Consider the following 15970-nt stretch of genomic DNA (forward strand, 5'->3'; position numbering starts at 1 on the left):
CACGGCCCGCACCACACCGTCCTCGGTGTCGAACCGCACCCGCAGATCCCTGACCCGCAGGTACGGGCCCTCGCCGCGACGCGGCGCCGGAAGCTCCACCATGTCCGTCTCCTCCCCCTCAGCCCAGCCGGACCCGTGGGTCGATCACCGCGTACAGCACGTCGACGACGATGTTGGCGATCACGATGAACACCGCTGCCAGCAGCACCGTCGCCATCACCACCGGCAGGTTGAGGAACTGCACCGCCTCCACTGTCGCCTTGCCGAGACCCTGGAGGCCGAAGATGGTCTCGGTGATGAACGTGCCGCCGAGGCTGGTGCCGATGTCGAGCCCGGCGATCGTGACGATCGGCGTGATCGCCGCCCGCAGCGCGTGCCGGGTGTGTACCTTCCGGGCGGGCAGCCCCTTCGCCCGGGCGGTACGGACGAAGTCCTCCGACAGCGTCTCCAGCATCTGCGCCCGGGACAGCCGGGCGTACAGCGCCGAGTTGAGGAAACCGAGCGTCATCCAGGGCAGCAGCAGTCCGGTCGCCCAGCGCAGCGGACTCTCGGTCAGCGGCGTGTAGCTGGGGAACGGCAGCAGGCCGGTGGAGTAGACGAGCAGGTAGAGCAGGATCAGCCCGAAGAAGTAGACCTGCATCGACGCCCCGGCCAGGGTGACGCCGATGGCCGCGCGGTCGAACGCCGTACCCCGGCGTAGTGCCGACACCATGCCCAGCGAGATGCCGAGGCCGAGCCAGAGCACGGCGCCGCCGAGGACGATGCTGAACGTCACCGGTGCGCGCTGGGCGACGATCTCGGTGACCGGTTGGTTGTTGCGGAACGAGTAGCCGAGGCAGGGCGCCGGGCAGTCCTGCCGGAAGTCGCCCTCGCCGTAGGTCCGGCCGGCGAAGACGCCACCGACGAAGTCGGCGTACTGCCGGGGCAACGGCTGGTCGATGCCGAGGCGGCGCTCGACCTGGGCGATGTCCTCGGCCGTGCAGTTCTTGCCGCACATCACCTTCGCCGGGCTGCTCGGCACCGCGAAGAAGAGACCGAACGTGACGAGGCTGATGACGACAAGGGTCAGGGCGGCGACGAGCAGCCGCCGTACGACGAAACGGAGCACGGGAGCACCTCCCCCGGGGTGGGCGCGGGGCGGCCGCCGTGGCAGCCGCCCCGCGCGGCTGTCACTTCTTCACGTAGATGCCGTTGAGCGAGATGATCCCGAACGCGTCGCTGAGGAAGGCGTTGCCGACCTTCGAGCCGTGCAGTTCGTAGGTGGCGTCGTAGTAGCAGGGCACCACCGGCGCGTACTTCTCCATGATCATGCGGTCGAGCGCCATCCAGCCGGCGTCCTGCTCGGCGGCCGGCAGGTCGCGGACCCGGTCGATCTCCGCGCCCACAGACGGTTCGTTGAGGTACGACAGGTTCTGGTTGCCCTCGGCCACGATCTCCCGTCCGTCGTAGACCGGCGGGATCACTGTCGAGCCGGTGGGCCAGTCCGAGCCCCAGCCGGTGAGGTACATGTCGTACGGGTTGTCCTTACGGCCGACCTCGTCGTAGTAGCTGCTGTTGTCGATCGGCTTCATCACGATGTCGAAGCCCATGTCGGTGAGGTTCTTGCGCAGCGCCTCGGCCTGCTGGGTGCGCAGTTCCAGGTTGGAGTGGGCGAGGACCAGCTTCGGCCGCTTGCCGGCGAGCAGCTCGGCGGTCTTGGCCTTGTCGCCGGTGACCGGAGCGTTGAACAGGTCGTACGGGACGAAACCGGCGGTGGTGGGCGACATGAGCGTGGTCGCCGGGGTGCCGGCGGCCTGCCCGCCGAGCACCTTGAGCAGGGCGTCCTTGTCGACCGCGTAGTTCAGCGCCCGCCGTACGCTCAGGTCGGTGACCCGCTGGGTGTTGATGCTCAGCACCCAGTTGTACTGCGTCGGACCGCGTACCACCCGGTCGGCGACGCCGGATCCGGTGGTGCGGGGCAGCACCGATGGCGGCACGTCCGACCAGCTCAGCGCCGCCTGGTCGGCCGGCCCGTCGGCGACCAGGCGCTCGGCGATCTGGGCCTGCTCCAGGCCGAACGTCATCCGGATCGCGTCCGGGTACGCGTTGCGGATCGGGTCGGTCGCCGGATCCCAGTTCGGGTTGCGTTCCAGCTCCAGCGACGCGTCGCGCTGGTAGGTCTTCACCCGGTACGGCCCGGACGAGAACGGCCGCAGGTCGTAGTTGGCGCGGGTGTCCTTCGCCGCGGGCACCGGCGCGCTGGTGGGCAGCGCCGCCGCGTACGGCAGGTCGCAGTGCGGCTGCGGGAAGGTGAACCGGATGGTCCGGTCGTCGGGGGTGGCGACGCCGTCGGGCATCGGCTTGCCACCGTCGTACGGTCCCTTGTAGGTGGCGTTGTAGGCCCCGCCCGGGTAGAGCCACTGCTGGATGTAGTGCGGGCCCTCGTTGAGGTTCGCCGCGAACGACCTGGCGATGCCGTGGGCGACGTCCTTGCTGGACACGGGCGTGCCGTCCTCGTACTTCACGCCGTCGCGCACTGTGAACTCCCAGACCTTGCAGTCGCCGTTGACGTCCTTGCCTGGGTTGGTGGCCAGGTCGCCGACGAGCAGCAGCTTGCCGGTGCCGTCCTCCTTGTAGCCGTTGAGCGCGCGGTAGAGCAGCCCGCCGGCGACCTGCTGCACGTTGACGTAGTTGCGGGCCGGGTCGAGGTGCTCGAAGTCGGCCGGCTGCATCACGGTGAGGGTGCCGCCGCGGGACGCCCCGTCGACGGGCTTCGCCGGGCCCTGGTTGTCGGCGGCCTCGTACGAGATCGATCCGCTCTGGGTCTTGGTCTTCTGGTCGTCGCCGCCCCCGCCGTCGTCGGTGGTGGGGCTGCAGCCGGCGGCGGCCAGCGCCGCCGCGGCGAGGACACCTGTCAGTGTCCGGGTTCGTGCGCGCACGGTGTGCTCCTTCCTGCCCGGCGGCCCCCGCCGGCCGGGCACTGATGGCCGTGGGGACTACCGGGTGGAGCGGGGGTCCAGCGAGTCGCGCAGCGCGTCGCCGAGCAGGTTGAACGCCAGGACCAGCAGGAAGACCGTCAACCCGGGGAACAGGGTGTACCAGGGGTCGCTCGCGACGTAGCCGATGCTGTTGAAGATCATGCGGCCCAGGTCGGGCGTGGGTTCGGTGACGCCGATGTTGACGAACGCCAGCGCCGCCTCGATGGCGATGAACTGCGGCACCATCAGCGAGACGGTGACCAGGATCGGCGCCCAGATGTTCGGCAGCAGCTGCCGCAGCAGGATGTGCGCGGTGCCGGCGCCGGCGGCCCGGGCCGCCTCGACGAACTCCCGCTCGCGCAGCGAGATCACCTGACCGCGGACCAGGCGCGCGGTGTACGTCCAGCTGAACAGGCCGAAGGTGGCGACGATCAGGGCCACCCGGAAGGCCGGCGACGGCGCCTCCCGGTCGGAGTAGAAGCGGTCCTGGAGGATCGGGATGACCGCGAGGGCGAAGATGAGGAACGGGAACGCCAGCGTGAGGTCGATCAGCCAGTTGACGACGCTGTCCAGCCAGCCTCTGGCCCACCCGGCCAGCACACCGACAGCGACGCCGATGCCGGATGCCAGCAGCGCCGAGGCGAACGCGATGAACAGCGACGTCCGCAGGCCGTAGACCAGTTGCATCAGGATGTCCCGCCCGCTGCCCGGTTCGAGCCCGAGCCAATGGTCGGCGCTGATTCCGCCGGCGTACCCGATCGGCATTCCGAAATCGTTCAGGCGGTCGGCGAACTTGTCGGTCGGATCGATTCCGGTGAGCCGTCCCAGCAGTGGCGCGCCGAGCGCGACAAGGGCGGCGACGGCGAGCGTGACGGCGCTGGCGCGGGCCGTACGGTCGCGTTTGAGCCGCAGCCAGGCGAGCCGGCCGGGTGACCGGCCGACGAATTCGCCGGGCCGGCCGACGGGGGCGGGAACGGCCTCGACATCGGGGCCGGGAGCGGCCGGTGGGTACGACAGTTCGCTCATGAGCAGTCCTCCCGACGGGGACGAAAACGCCCTGCCACCCGACGGTAATGCGCTATGGCGTACTCGAAAGAATCGTTCCGGTAACGGCCGTTCCGGTTGTCGTGCATTGACAACGATCCGGCGTACGGAATGCATCGGCGCAATAACGGAGCGATTCGGTTGTCAGCCTTTCAGGCAGGCGTGTCGCGAATTCGGAATGCGTTGCCGCAAGGCATTCGGGCGGTTGTCAGCCGTTCGGGCATTCCCGTACACCGATGTCACACCGATAGGACGGCAGCGTCGGCTGGTGTAACACTTCGTGACTCTTCGCGTTCACACCGTCCACCTAGGGTTCTCGGCGGTCCGGTTCGCACGACGTGCCGGGCCGTCCACCGGCCCTCACCCGGGGCCCCGACGGAAGGACCACCCATGCCCTTCGCCCGACGTACCGCCGCTGCGGCCCTGGTCGCCGCGCTCGGCGGCCTCGCCGCGCCGGCCGCCCCCGCGCAGGCCGCGCCGCGCCCCGGCCCGGAGACCCCCTCGGTGCTGCTGCTCACCGTCGACGACGGCGCCGGCCCGCGCGCCACGGTGCTGACCTGCGGGCCCACCGGCGGCCTGCACCCCGACCCGATCACCGCCTGCCGGCTCGTCGCCCGCGTCGACGGCGACCTGGACGCGCTCGACGTGGACGGCGCGCCCTGCACCTCGCAGTACGACCCGGTCGTCGCGCGTGCCGTGGGCATCTGGCAGACCCGCCCGATCTCCTACACCCGGACGTTCGCCAACGCCTGCCTGATGCAGCGCACCACCGCCTCCCTCTTCACCTTCTGACCCCTCCTTGTCGCGTTGATCATGAGGTTGGCGGCGGTTCCGGTCCGGTTTGTCGCCGTCAACCTCATGATCGACGGGGTGGGGTGGGGAGGTTGTGGGGTGAGGTGGGGAGAATGGGCGGGGTGCTGGGAGGGGGGAACGGTGGGACTCGGGTCGGGCGCGGTGGGTGGCGGGCGGGAGTTGCGGGCGGACTGCTCGCGCTGCGCCGGAGTGTGCTGCGTCGCTCCCGCGTTCACCGCGTCGGCCGACTTCGCCATCGACAAGCCCGCCGGGCGGCCCTGCCCGAACCTGGGCGCCGACTTCCGCTGCGGCATCCACACCGAGCTACGGCAACGCGGCTTCCCCGGATGCACCGTGTTCGACTGCTTCGGCGCCGGCCAGCACCTCACGCAGCACACGTTCGCCGGCCGCGACTGGCGGGCCGACCGGGCCACCGCACAGCGCATGTTCGACAGCTTCGCCGTGCTGCGGCCGCTGCACGAACTGCTGTGGTACCTGACCGAGGCGGTACGCCTGACCCCGCCCGGCCCGCTGCGCGACGAGCTGACCACCGCGCTCGACGAGACCGGCCGGCTCACCGACGGCACCCCCGACGACCTGCTCGCCCTCGACGTCGACGCACACCGGGACCGGGCCAACCGGCTGCTGTCCCGTGCCGCCGACCAGGCCCGCGCCGGGCGGGCCGGGCCGGACCGGCGGGGCGCGACGCTGATCGGGGTGGACCTGCGCCGTAGCCCGCTGACCGGGGCGAACCTGCGCGGCGCCTGCCTGATCGGCGCCGACCTGCGGGGCGTACGCCTCGGCGCCGCCGACCTGACCGGCGCGGACCTGCGCGGGGCCGACCTGCGCGGCGCGGACCTGGGCGAGTGCCTGTTCACGCACCAGTCGCAGCTCGACGCCGCCCGCGGCGACCACCGCACGGTCCTGCCGCCGGGCCTGCGCCGCCCGTCCCACTGGTCCCTGACGCTGACCCCGACGCGCCCCCAGCCGCGCCGGCGCCACCCCCGACCCCGACCCCGCTGACGCTGAACCCGGCCCGCCCGCGCATCGGCACCCGCACCCGCACAGCGGTGATCAAGGAGTTTGTGTCCGGTTCGGGGCCGGATCGGGACACGAACTCCTTGATCACGGCGAGAAATGGGGCGGGGGGGGGGGGGGGGGGGGGGGGGACGGGCGAGTGCGGGGGCCGGGTTTGGTGGGGGTGGGGTCGGGTAGGCCGCGCGAACGACTGTTGGCCGAACGGGAGGGGCCCCGGTGGGATATCGGGCACGCGACGGTGCGGAGCCGGTCGACCCGGCACACGCCGAGGACGAGGCCGGGCAGGTGCCGCTGGTGCAGACGGCCGCGGACACCGACGTGCCGGCGCCCGCTCCCGGTGCGCCGAAACCGGACGAGGTGACCGAGGACGACGGATCCGGCATGGCGGGCGGCGCCTCCGGCAGCAGCTCGGGCGGCTCCTCGATGCCGACCCACCCGGACGCGGCCCGCGGACGGGACGCCGCCGGCTGAGCGAGCGCGCGCACTGGCCGGACACCAGGCCACCCGAACGTTTGCCGTCACCCGCTGCGGGCAGGAGTGCGACATGACCAGTGAAGAGTCCTTCGGCCGCGCGGCCGGCGACGAACCCGACGGCGCGACCGCGTACGAGGCGTCCCTGCGCCCGCCGGGCGAATCCCTGCACACCACCGACGACACCGGTGACGACTTCGCCGACCTGCCCGCCGAGGACCGGCGCTCGGCACGCGAGGTCAGCCGGGCCGGTTACGACGTCGATGCGGTCTCCGGCACCGGCGACCCGTCCGAGGAGCCGGAGGAGATCGAGGAGGGCCGGCCGCTGCGCTGACGCGCACGCGGGGTGTCGGCCGGACCGGCGCCTCGCGCCTCGGTCATGCCCCGGTTCGCCAGCGCGTCGGCGCGCTCGTTCTCCGGGTGCCCGTTGTGGCCCTTCACCCACAGCCACGTCACGTCGTGCCTGGCGCAGGCCGCCTCCAGCGCCTGCCACAGGTCGGCGTTCTTCACCGGCTGCTTCGCGGCGGTCAGCCAGCCGTTGCGCTTCCACGCGTTCAGCCAGCCGGTGATGCCGTTGCGCACGTACGTGCTGTCGGTGTGCAGCCGTACCGTGACCGGGCGGGTCAGGCTCTCCAGCGCCCGGATCGCGGCGGTCAGCTCCATCCGGTTGTTCGTGGTCGGGGTGGCCTCGCCGCCGCACAGTTCCCGCTCGTGCCCGCCCCAGCGCAGCACCGCGCCCCACCCGCCGGGCCCGGGATTGCCGCTGCACGCGCCGTCGGTCCAGATCTCCACGACCCGGCCGGTCTCCGCCTCCGCCATGCCCGGCAACCTACCGGGTACGCGGGCACGCGGGACCACCCGACCCGCCGCGCCCGGCTAGCGTGCCGGGATGACCACTCCCCCGGACTTCGCCACGCTCTGCAACTTCCGTGACCTCGGCGGCCGGCGGACCGGCGACGGCCGCACCGTCGCCCGGGGCCGCCTCTACCGCTCCGACTCGCTGGCCAAGCTCGCCGGTGAGGATCTGGAACGGTTCGCGGCGCTCGGCGTGCGCACCGTGATCGACCTGCGGTATCCGTGGGAGATCGCCGACCGCGGCCGGGCCCCGGAGAGCCTCGGCGTCACCTGGCACAACCTGAGCATCGAGCACCGGCCGTACGTGCAGGCCGACATCGACCCCGACGTGGACCCGTGGCGCTACCTGGCCGACCGGTACGCCGAGGTGGCCGAGGACGGCGTGGCCGAGCTGCGCCGGGCGATCGAGGTGATCGCGGACGGCGAGCACCCGCTGGTGTTCCACTGCGCGTCCGGCAAGGACCGCACCGGGCTGCTCGCCGCGCTGGTGCTGTCCCTGCTCGGCGTGGACGACGACCAGATCGCGGCGGACTTCGCGCTCACCGAGCACGCCACCGACCGCCTGGTGGCCGAGTGGCGGGACCGCAACGGCGGCGCGACGCCTGGTTGGCCCGCGTACGGGCGGGCGCCGGCCGAGATCATCCGGCTGGTGCTGGCCGACCTGCGGGCCGCGCACGGTTCGGTGCACGGGTACGTGACCGGCCGGCTCGGCGTCGGCGAGAAGACGATCGACGCGTTGCGTGCCCGGCTGCTCACCGACGGCACGAACCCGCTGCCCAGCCAGGGCACCACCGGCAGTACGCCGACGCCGGCAGCCCGGTAGAGCACCGCCGGCCGCCGATACCGGGCGCGGTCGCCGTGTCCACGAAAAGCAGACGACGCCGCTGCCACGGTCTGGCACGCTGCGGGATCGTGGACACGCGGTGGGACGGCCTGCGGGCCGAGGTACGGGCGACGATCGGCGAGCTGGTCTCCTCCGGGCGGGAGACCGGTGTGCAGGTGGCCGCCTACCTGGACGGGGTCGCGATCGTCACCGAGCAGGCCGGCCTGGCCGACACCACCACGGGCCGGCCGATGACCGCCGACACGCCCGTGCACGCGGTCTCCACCGGCAAGGGCCTCACCGCCACAGTGGTGCACGTGCTGGCCGAGCGGGGACGCCTCGACTACGACCTGCCGCTCGCCGCGGTGTGGCCGGAGTTCGCCCGGCACGGCAAGGACGGCATCACGCTGCGGCACGTGCTCACCCACACCGCCGGCCTGCCCGCGCTGCCCGCCGACGTCACACCCGAGGACTTCACCGACTGGACGCGCATGTGCGAACTGCTGGCCGACGCGCGTCCGCTGTGGGCGCCGGGCGAGCGGCTCGCGTACCACGCCTGGACGTGGGGCTGGCTGGTCGGCGAGGTGGTCCGGCGGATCACCGGCGCGCCCATCTCGCGGGTGCTCGCGAACGAGGTGGCCGGGCCGCTCGGCGTGGACCGGGAACTGTTCCTCGGCGTACCGGAGGCGGACCTGCCCCGGCTGGCGCGGCTGGAGGACGCCGGCCTGTCCGCCCTGATGACCTGGGCCGGGGCGAACCTGCCGCACTTCGACGCGGTCGCGCCACCCGGCGTACGGCCGGACACCGTCATCGGCTCCCGCCCCGACGTGCTGCGCGCCGACGTGCCGTCGGTCGGCACGATGAGCGCCCGCGCGGTGGCCCGGATGTACGCGGCGCTGCTCGGCCCGGTCGACGGGGTACGGCTGATCTCCGCCGAGCGGATGCGGGAGGTGTCCGCCCCGGCGGTACGCGCACAGGAGTGGGTGTTCGGGCAGGAGAGCACGTTCGGGCTCGGGTACGCGGTCGACGACGACGGATCGTTCGGCACCGCGGGTAGCGGCGGGAGCCTCGCGTTCGCGTACCCGGAACTGGGACTGACGGTGGCGGCGGTGCGCAACCGGCTCGGCGCGGGCGACGGCGACCCGATGGAGCAGCTGCGGACGCTGGTACGCGACCGCGTCGCCGCAGCGACCGGCCACCGAGGCTAGCGGCGCAGGCGGGCCCGCAACCGACCGGCCGCGTCGCCGAGCACCGCGCCGGTCATCGGCAGCAGCGGGCTGGACCGCATCACCGCCAGGTCCTCGGCCGGGCTGGTCACGCCGTCGAGGAACCGCAGCACCCGCTCCGGCGGGTTGCGGTCGAACAGCCGCTCGAAGAACTCCACCCCGCCGACGTGCCCGCGATCCAGTGCGCGCAGCGCCACCGCGTCCATCCACAGGTGCCGGCCCGGGTACGCGGGCGCCGGCACCGGCGGACGGCCGGCGGCGAGCGCCAGTGCCACCTCGTCGGCCTGGCGCAGCATCGCGGAGAACGTGAATCCGGTGGACGGACGGGTCGCCCCACCCGCGGTGCCGAGCCGCACCACGCGCGGGCTCGGGCGGGACTCGAACGGGCCGTCGGTCATCGGGATCACGCCGTCCTCGACCTCCCGCACCCGCAGCGCGGTCAGGTCCAGGCCGAGCAGGTCGGCGTAGCCGCGCAGGGCCGCGTCGTACCCGGCGTCGTCGAGCAGTTCCGGCCCGAACTCGGTGTACTCGACCAGCGCGAACCGGTCGTCGACGGGCAGCACGTACCCGAAGGAGACGCCGCGTTCCGGCTGGGGTGTGCGGAAGTCCATCAGCACCGCCCGCTGCCTGTCGAACGTCGGCCGGTCGGCGGCCAGCCACCAGCCGCGGAAGTGCTGCAACCAGCTGGTACGTCCCGGTCGCTTCGGCCGCCGGGGCCGCGAGTCGAGCACCCACCCGGCCCGCACCAGGTCCCGCCCGTCCGGGTCGCGGACCGTGACCCGCTCACCGTCGTCGTGCAACTCCCCCGCCGGGGCGCTGATCCGGACCGCGTCCAGCCGCCGCTCGGCCGCGGCAGCCCGGTCGTAGACCGGGGCGGAGCGGAGCATGCCGTACCGCAGGGGGTCGAGCGTGAGGACGCGGCGGCCGGCCGGCGTGACCACGTCGACCTGCGACCAGCTCGCGCTCAGCAGCGGGTCGAGGTCGTCGCCGGGCAGGCCCCAGAACGCCCAGGTGCGGTCCTGGCCGCGCTTGTGCACCGGGTCGACCACCGCGACCCGCAGCCCGGTCACGTCGTGGCGGTCCAGCGCGGCCAGGACCAGGGACGCGGCGCCGCCGCCGCCGACCAGCGCGAGGTCGACGTCGACCGGGAAGGAAGCGTGCATCCGGCCACGCTGCCACATCGGCGCAGGCGGCCACCGGCCGACCCGCGCTCAGGCCACCGGCGCGGGCTTCTGCGGTGCCGGCTCGGCGTAGGCGGCGGCCACCGTCGCCCGGTCGAAGACCCGCCACGTCGCGGCGATCACCGCGACCGCCACCACGAAACCCACCCAGTACGGCGCGGTGATGCCGAACCGGGCCGCCACCACGCCGCCGAGCAGCGCGCCGACACAGTTGCCGCCCGCCGCGACGAACAACGTGGTGCTGCCGACCCGGCCCATCAACTCCGGCGGGGTGAGCCGCTGCCGCAGCGAGTTCGCCACGATGTTCCACAACGCGCTGTGCGCCCCGAACGCGAACAACGCGAACCCGACCACGGCGGCGCTGCGGGACGCGGCGAGCGCCAGGTGCAGTCCCGCCTCGATCAGCAGCCCGGTCCGCACCGTCCAGGTGGGCGTGATGGCGGCGATCAGCCGGTCCCCCACCAGCGAGCCGAGCACCCCGCCGACCGCCATGCAGGTGAACAACGCGCCGTAGCCGACCGAGCCGAGGCCCAGCCGCTCGGTGGCGAGCAGCACCAGCACCGCCACCGCGGCGGTGAGCGTGACGTTGAGCAGGCCGATCAGCACGGTCATGGTGCGCAGCAGCCGCTGCCGCCACAGCCAGCGGAACCCCTCCGCGACCTCCGCCCGCACCGACCGCCGCTCATCCGGCGCCGGCCCGCCGCGGTACGTCCCGGCGAGCAGCCCGACCAGCACGGCGCTCAGCGCGTACGTGCCGGCGTTGAGGGCGAACGGCAGTGACGCCGCCAGCACGAACAGGAACCCGCCGAGCGGGCCGGCGATCATGTTCTGCATCACCTGGGTGCCGCCGCCCAGCCACCCGTTGGCGCGTTCCAGCATCGAGCGCGGCACCACCGCCGGCAGCACCGCCTGCGCGGCGGTCCGGAACACCACCTCGCCGGTGTTCACCACGAACAGCACCGCGTAGAGCAGCGCGATCCCGGCCCGGTCGGCGAGCATCGCCGCAGCGAGCACGGCGAGCGCGCCGACGCGTACCCAGTCGATCAGCACCATCAGCCGCCGCCGGTCCACCCGGTCGGCGAGCACGCCACCGGGCAGCGCGAACAGCAGCCACGGCAGCCACGACACCGCCGCCCCGGCCGACACCACAAGCGGATCGTCGGTGATCGATGCCACGTACAACGGTGCGGCCACCGTCGCCGTCCCACTCCCCAGCGCGGACAGTGTGCTCGCCGTCCACAGTCGGGCGAAGCGCCCGCCGAGCCGTTCCCCCGTCACGGCGAGGCAACCTATCAGCGCCGACGGTCGCCGCCGACCGGTTTATCCGGGGCGGCGGCTGTTGAGGCGGGCCGCCTGCCGGTTCAGGTGGTCGCGTTCGGCCAGGCTGGACGCCCGGCGGGCCGCCTCCGCGTACAGCCGCGCCGCCGTGTCCGGGTCGCCGTCGCGTTCGTGCAGGTACGCGGCCACCGCCGTGTACCGGGGCAGCGTGTCGTCGAGCGCCGCGAGCGCCGCCAGCCCGGCGCGCGGGCCGTCCGCCTCGCCGACCGCCACCGCCCGGTTGAGCCGGGCGATCGGGCTGCCGGTCAGGCGGACCAGTTCGTCGTACCACTCGACGATCTGCACCCAGTCGGTCTGGGCCGCGGTGGGCGCGTCGGCGTGCAGGGCCGCGATCGCGGCCTGGGCCTGGAACTCGCCCAGCCGGTCCCGGGACAGGGCGGTCTGCAGGATGCCCACGCCCTCGGCGATCAGCGTGGTGTCCCACCGGCGGCGGTCCTGCTCGGCGAGCGGCACCAGGCTGCCGTCGGGCGCGGTCCGTCCGGCCCGGCGGGCGTGGTGCAGCAGCATGAGCGCGAGCAGCCCGGCCACCTCCGGGTGGTCGATCGCGGCGGCGAGCTGCCGGGTGAGCCGGATCGCCTCGGCCGCCAGGTCCACGTCGCCGGAGTAGCCCTCGTTGAACACCAGGTACAGCACCCGCAGCACGGTGGCGACGTCACCGGCCCGGTCGAAGCGGACCCCGGAGACGGTGCGCTTGGCCCGGCTGATCCGCTGCGCCATGGTGGCCTCCGGCACCAGGTACGCCTGCGCGATCTGCCGGGTGGTGAGCCCGCCGACGGCACGCAGCGTCAACGCGACGGCCGACGACGGGCTCAGCGACGGATGCGCGCAGAGGAAGTAGAGCCGCAGCGTGTCGTCCACCGCCGGCACCGGCCCGGGCGGCGGCTCCTCGTCCACGAGGTCCTCACGCCGGCGCCGGGCGGCGTCGGCGCGGACCACGTCCAGGAACCGCCGCCACGCCACCGTCACCAGCCAGCCGCGCGGATCGCGGGGCGGGTCGTCCGGCCAGACACGCAGCGCCTCGACGAGTGCGTCCTGCACGGCGTCCTCGGCCGCCGCGAAGTCGGCTCCGCGGCGGACGAGGACACCGAGCACGCCCGGGATGAGGCTGCGGAGTGCGACCTCGTCCATCGGACGGATCACTCGGTGATGGTCGGCGGCGCGGTCAGGAACGGGCGCAGCTCCAGCCACTCGTGGATCGGCTTGCCGCCCTGCCCGGGCGCGGCCGACAGCTCGGCGGCGAGTTCGAGCGCGCGCTCGTAGCTGTCCACGTCGATCACCATCCAGCCGGCGATGAGGTCCTTCGTCTCGGCGAACGGGCCGTCGGTCACCGGCGGGCGTCCCTCGCCGTCGTAGCGGACGAACGTGCCCTCCGGGGCGAGCGCCTGGCCGTCGACGTACTCGCCGCTCTCCTGGAGCTTCGCCGCGAACTCCTGCATGTAGTGCACGTGCGCGGAGATCTCCTCCGGCGTCCACTTGTCGATCATCGGCATGTCGGACACCGGGGTCGGGCCGCCGCGGTAGTGCTTCAGGAGCAGGTACTTCATCTGTGTCTCCTCGTGGAGGGTGCGACCCATTCTGGCCGCGTTCACTCCGGGGACGAAGCCGCCCTGGCGTTCTCGACATCGGTGGCGGAGGAATTTCGGGCGTCACATCGCGCAAGCCATCCTAGGAGGCTGGTTCTGATGGTCCGGGCCGCCTGCCCCCGTCGCGGCGGTCCGGACCATCAGCGGATCGCCGGCCGTCAGCGGGCGGCGGTCCGGCGCAGGCCGGTGATCAGCACCGCGCCCGCGACCAGGTGCAACACCACAAGCGTCAGCGTCGCCGCACGCCCCACTCCCCCGCCCAGCGGCCCGAGCAGGGACACCAGCAGCACCAGGCCCGCGACCACCGTCCAGGCCGTCCGGGCGCGGGCGGTGAGCCGCTCCAGCAGGGCCAGCAGCGCCCAGCCGGCCAGCCCGGCGAGCAGCGTGCTCACCGCCACCGCCACCGGCGTCACCCGCTGGTCCGTCGAGCCGCTGCGCGCGATCAGGTCCACCCCGGCGACCGGTACCGCGACCACCCATCCCAGCAGCGCGGCGACGGTCGCCGCGAACACCGTGAGCAGGCGGTCCCGGCGGCGGTTCGGGCGGGTGGCGACGGTCGGGATCGTGGTCTCCATCGGTGACTCCTCCACATCGGGACGACTGCCGGAAACGCTAGGTCCGGCGGGCCGCCGCGCGGATCGGGCCGCGGAGCGGTTTCCGGCTCCGTCGCTGGACCGACCACCGGCGCGGATCTCCGTCTGGCGACCGATGAGAAGCGGTGGACCGGCGGCCTAGCATCCGGACATGAGGTGCGCGTCCCGGTCCCGGTTCCTGCTGCTGCTCGACGGCGGCATCGCCACCGCGAGCCTCGCCGTGTGCCTGCTCGCGCTGCTGGCCTCCGACGCCGGCCCGGACACGACCGGCGCGACCGCCGTCGCGGTCGGCCTCGCCGTGGCGCAGGCGAGCTGTCTGCTGTGGATCCGGCGCCACCCGGGGTACGCCGTCGGCGTCGCCGCGCTGGCCGGCGTCGGCCTGGAGGCGCTCTGCCCGCAACTCGGCTGGCTCGGGCTGGTCGCCATCCCGATGGCGTACGTGGCCCGGCTGCGCCCGCCCCGGTACTCGCTCGTCGCGCTCGGGCTGCTGCTGGCGCCCACGCCGTGGAAGCTGGTCACCGGCGGCTGGCGGGACCTGCTGCTGGCGGTGACCGCGCTGGGCCTGAGCTGGACGCTCGGCGAACTGCAACGGGGCCAGGCGCAACGGCGCTGCGCGTGGGAACGGCAGGTGCTGGCGGCCGAGCGGGAACGCATCTCCCGGGAACTGCACGACGTGGTGGCGCACCACGTCGCGGTCATCGCGGTGCAGGCCGCCGCCGCCGAGGACGTGTTCGACGAGCACCCGGCGCAGGCCCGCGCCGCGCTCGCCGCGATCGACACGGCGGCCCGGTCGGCGCTGACCGAACTGCGGGCCATGCTGCACGCGCTCGCCGTCGACGACGGGTCCGAGCAGGGCGGGCCACAGCCGGGGCTGGCGCAGCTCGACGCGCTCGCCGACGCCGTACGGGCGGTCGGCCTGCCGGTGACGCTGCACCGGGAGGGCGACGGCGAGGCGCTACCCGGCGGGGTGCAACTGTCGGCGTACCGGATCGTGCAGGAGTCACTGACGAACGCGCTGCGCCACGGGCACGCCACACGCGCCGACGTCGACGTCCACTACCGCGACGGCGTACTGCGGCTGGAGGTCGTCAACGACGGCCCGGCGCCCGCCCGCCGGCCCGGTACGCCCACCGGGCGCGGCATCGTCGGCATGCGGGAGCGGGCCCGGCTGCTCGGCGGCACGCTCGACGCCGGCCCGCTGCCGGCCGGCGGGTTCCGGGTCCACGCGCGACTGCCGGTCGGAGCGGGCCGGTGACCGTGCGGGTGGTGGTCGCCGACGACCAGGAACTGATCCGCGCCGGGCTGCGCACAGTCCTCGACGCGCGGCCCGACCTGAGTGTGGTCGGCGAGGCCGCCGACGGCGTCGAGGCGGTCGCGGTGGCGACCCGGACGAGGCCGGACGTGGTGCTGATGGACGTGCGGATGCCCCGGCGCGACGGCATCGCCGCCACCCGCGACCTGGTGGCCGCCGGCAACCCGGCCCGGGTGGTCATGCTGACCACCTTCGACCTGGACGAACACGTCTACGCCGCGTTGCGCGCCGGGGCCAGCGCGTTCCTGCTCAAGGACACCCGCCCGGCCGACCTCGCCGAGGCGGTACGCGTGGTGGCGCGCGGCGAGGCCCTGCTCGCGCCCACAGTGACCCGGCGGCTGCTGGACCGGTACGCCGACCGGCTGCCCGCGCCCGCGCCCACCGGCGACGCCCTCGCCGTGCTGACCGCCCGCGAGCGGGAGGTGCTGACACTCACCGCGCGGGCACTGTCCAATGCGGAGATCGCCGCCCGGCTGCACCTGAGCACCGCCACCGTGAAGACCCACGTCTCGGCGATCCTCACCAAGCTGGACCTGCGCGACCGGATCCAGGCGGTGGTGCTCGCGTACGACACCGGACTGGTCCGGCCGGAGCCGCCGGCCCGGTAGGCGCCGAACCGGACAGCGGACCCAGACGCGGCCAACCGTGACGGCTCGCCGCCCGGCCTGGCCCGGCATGTCCGCCGTCTCGTGGCGGCAGGGAGCACACCGGACGGCAACGAAGATTTCTCAATTACCCCCAGTGACCGCCGCAACCC

At 73.6% G+C, this 15970-nt stretch carries 17 protein-coding genes; 8 read left to right on the forward strand and 9 right to left on the reverse strand.

Annotated features, from left to right (window positions below; all coding sequences use genetic code 11):
* Positions 1-118 precede the first annotated feature (118 nt).
* From OC439_RS00005 to OC439_RS00015, 3 genes are all read right to left on the reverse strand, one after another.
* Positions 119-1108, reverse strand: coding sequence for an ABC transporter permease (locus tag OC439_RS00005; RefSeq protein ID WP_262011555.1), 990 nt, complete (start codon positions 1106-1108; stop codon positions 119-121).
* A 61-nt stretch (positions 1109-1169) separates the two neighbouring features.
* Positions 1170-2918, reverse strand: a complete 1749-nt coding sequence (locus OC439_RS00010) for an ABC transporter substrate-binding protein (RefSeq protein ID WP_262011556.1) — start codon at positions 2916-2918, stop codon at positions 1170-1172.
* Positions 2919-2975: 57 nt separating this feature from the next.
* Positions 2976-3983, reverse strand: a complete 1008-nt coding sequence (locus tag OC439_RS00015; RefSeq protein ID WP_262011557.1) for an ABC transporter permease — start codon at positions 3981-3983, stop codon at positions 2976-2978.
* Between the two features lie 408 nt (positions 3984-4391).
* Here OC439_RS00015 and OC439_RS00020 point away from each other — a divergent pair, with 408 nt between their 5' ends.
* The 4 genes from OC439_RS00020 (at position 4392) to OC439_RS00035 (ending at position 6636) form a co-directional block, all read left to right on the forward strand.
* A complete protein-coding gene (locus OC439_RS00020; RefSeq protein WP_262011558.1) occupies positions 4392-4793 on the forward strand; it encodes a subtilase-type protease inhibitor in 402 nt (133 codons plus the stop codon).
* 141 nt (positions 4794-4934) lie between these two features.
* On the forward strand, positions 4935-5816 hold the full coding sequence (locus OC439_RS00025) for a pentapeptide repeat-containing protein (protein WP_410054880.1): 882 nt from the start codon (positions 4935-4937) through the stop codon (positions 5814-5816).
* Positions 5817-6047: 231 nt separating this feature from the next.
* Positions 6048-6302: a preprotein translocase YidC gene (locus tag OC439_RS00030; protein WP_262011560.1), complete on the forward strand. Its 255-nt coding sequence runs from the start codon at positions 6048-6050 to the stop codon at positions 6300-6302.
* A 73-nt stretch (positions 6303-6375) separates the two neighbouring features.
* Positions 6376-6636: a hypothetical protein gene (locus tag OC439_RS00035; protein WP_013286433.1), complete on the forward strand. Its 261-nt coding sequence runs from the start codon at positions 6376-6378 to the stop codon at positions 6634-6636.
* Here OC439_RS00035 and rnhA read toward each other — a convergent pair.
* Positions 6555-7121, reverse strand: coding sequence for a ribonuclease HI (gene rnhA / locus OC439_RS00040; RefSeq protein WP_262011561.1), 567 nt, complete (start codon positions 7119-7121; stop codon positions 6555-6557). The two genes, OC439_RS00035 and rnhA, sit on opposite strands and share 82 nt — an antisense overlap.
* Positions 7122-7191: 70 nt before the next feature.
* Between rnhA and OC439_RS00045 the strand changes: the two genes are divergently transcribed.
* A complete protein-coding gene (locus OC439_RS00045; protein ID WP_262011562.1) occupies positions 7192-7980 on the forward strand; it encodes a tyrosine-protein phosphatase in 789 nt (262 codons plus the stop codon).
* Between the two features lie 89 nt (positions 7981-8069).
* A complete protein-coding gene (locus tag OC439_RS00050) occupies positions 8070-9188 on the forward strand; it encodes a serine hydrolase domain-containing protein (protein WP_262011563.1) in 1119 nt (372 codons plus the stop codon).
* On the opposite strand, the gene OC439_RS00055 is transcribed toward OC439_RS00050, so the two are convergent.
* The 5 genes from OC439_RS00055 to OC439_RS00075 all read right to left on the reverse strand — a co-directional run bounded on the left by OC439_RS00055 (position 9185) and on the right by OC439_RS00075 (position 13883).
* Positions 9185-10369 carry a lycopene cyclase family protein gene (locus OC439_RS00055; RefSeq protein ID WP_262011564.1) on the reverse strand — a complete coding sequence of 395 codons (1185 nt, stop codon included), beginning with the start codon at positions 10367-10369 and terminating at the stop codon, positions 9185-9187. The genes OC439_RS00050 and OC439_RS00055 overlap by 4 nt on opposite strands.
* Before the next feature lie 48 nt (positions 10370-10417).
* Positions 10418-11665 carry an MFS transporter gene (locus OC439_RS00060; protein WP_262011565.1) on the reverse strand — a complete coding sequence of 416 codons (1248 nt, stop codon included), beginning with the start codon at positions 11663-11665 and terminating at the stop codon, positions 10418-10420.
* A gap of 42 nt (positions 11666-11707) precedes the next feature.
* Positions 11708-12853, reverse strand: a complete 1146-nt coding sequence (locus tag OC439_RS00065; RefSeq protein ID WP_262011990.1) for an RNA polymerase sigma factor — start codon at positions 12851-12853, stop codon at positions 11708-11710.
* An 8-nt stretch (positions 12854-12861) separates the two neighbouring features.
* The gene (locus OC439_RS00070) at positions 12862-13269 is read right to left on the reverse strand and encodes a YciI family protein (protein WP_013286440.1); all 408 of its coding nucleotides are present in this window, start codon (positions 13267-13269) and stop codon (positions 12862-12864) included.
* Between the two features lie 197 nt (positions 13270-13466).
* Positions 13467-13883 (reverse strand): DUF6069 family protein, encoded by a 417-nt coding sequence (locus OC439_RS00075; protein ID WP_262011566.1) that lies wholly within the window; start codon positions 13881-13883, stop codon positions 13467-13469.
* A 169-nt stretch (positions 13884-14052) separates the two neighbouring features.
* Here OC439_RS00075 and OC439_RS00080 point away from each other — a divergent pair, with 169 nt between their 5' ends.
* Both OC439_RS00080 and OC439_RS00085 read left to right on the forward strand, forming a co-directional pair.
* Positions 14053-15156 (forward strand): sensor histidine kinase, encoded by a 1104-nt coding sequence (locus OC439_RS00080; RefSeq protein ID WP_262011567.1) that lies wholly within the window; start codon positions 14053-14055, stop codon positions 15154-15156.
* Complete coding sequence (locus OC439_RS00085; RefSeq protein ID WP_262011568.1) at positions 15153-15821, forward strand: response regulator; 669 nt, start codon at positions 15153-15155, stop codon at positions 15819-15821. The genes OC439_RS00080 and OC439_RS00085 overlap by 4 nt, the downstream gene beginning before the upstream one ends.
* Positions 15822-15970 lie beyond the last annotated feature (149 nt).

Origin of the sequence: Micromonospora sp. Mcm103, assembly GCF_024519755.1 — a bacterium.
Lineage (GTDB): Bacteria > Actinomycetota > Actinomycetes > Mycobacteriales > Micromonosporaceae > Micromonospora > Micromonospora aurantiaca.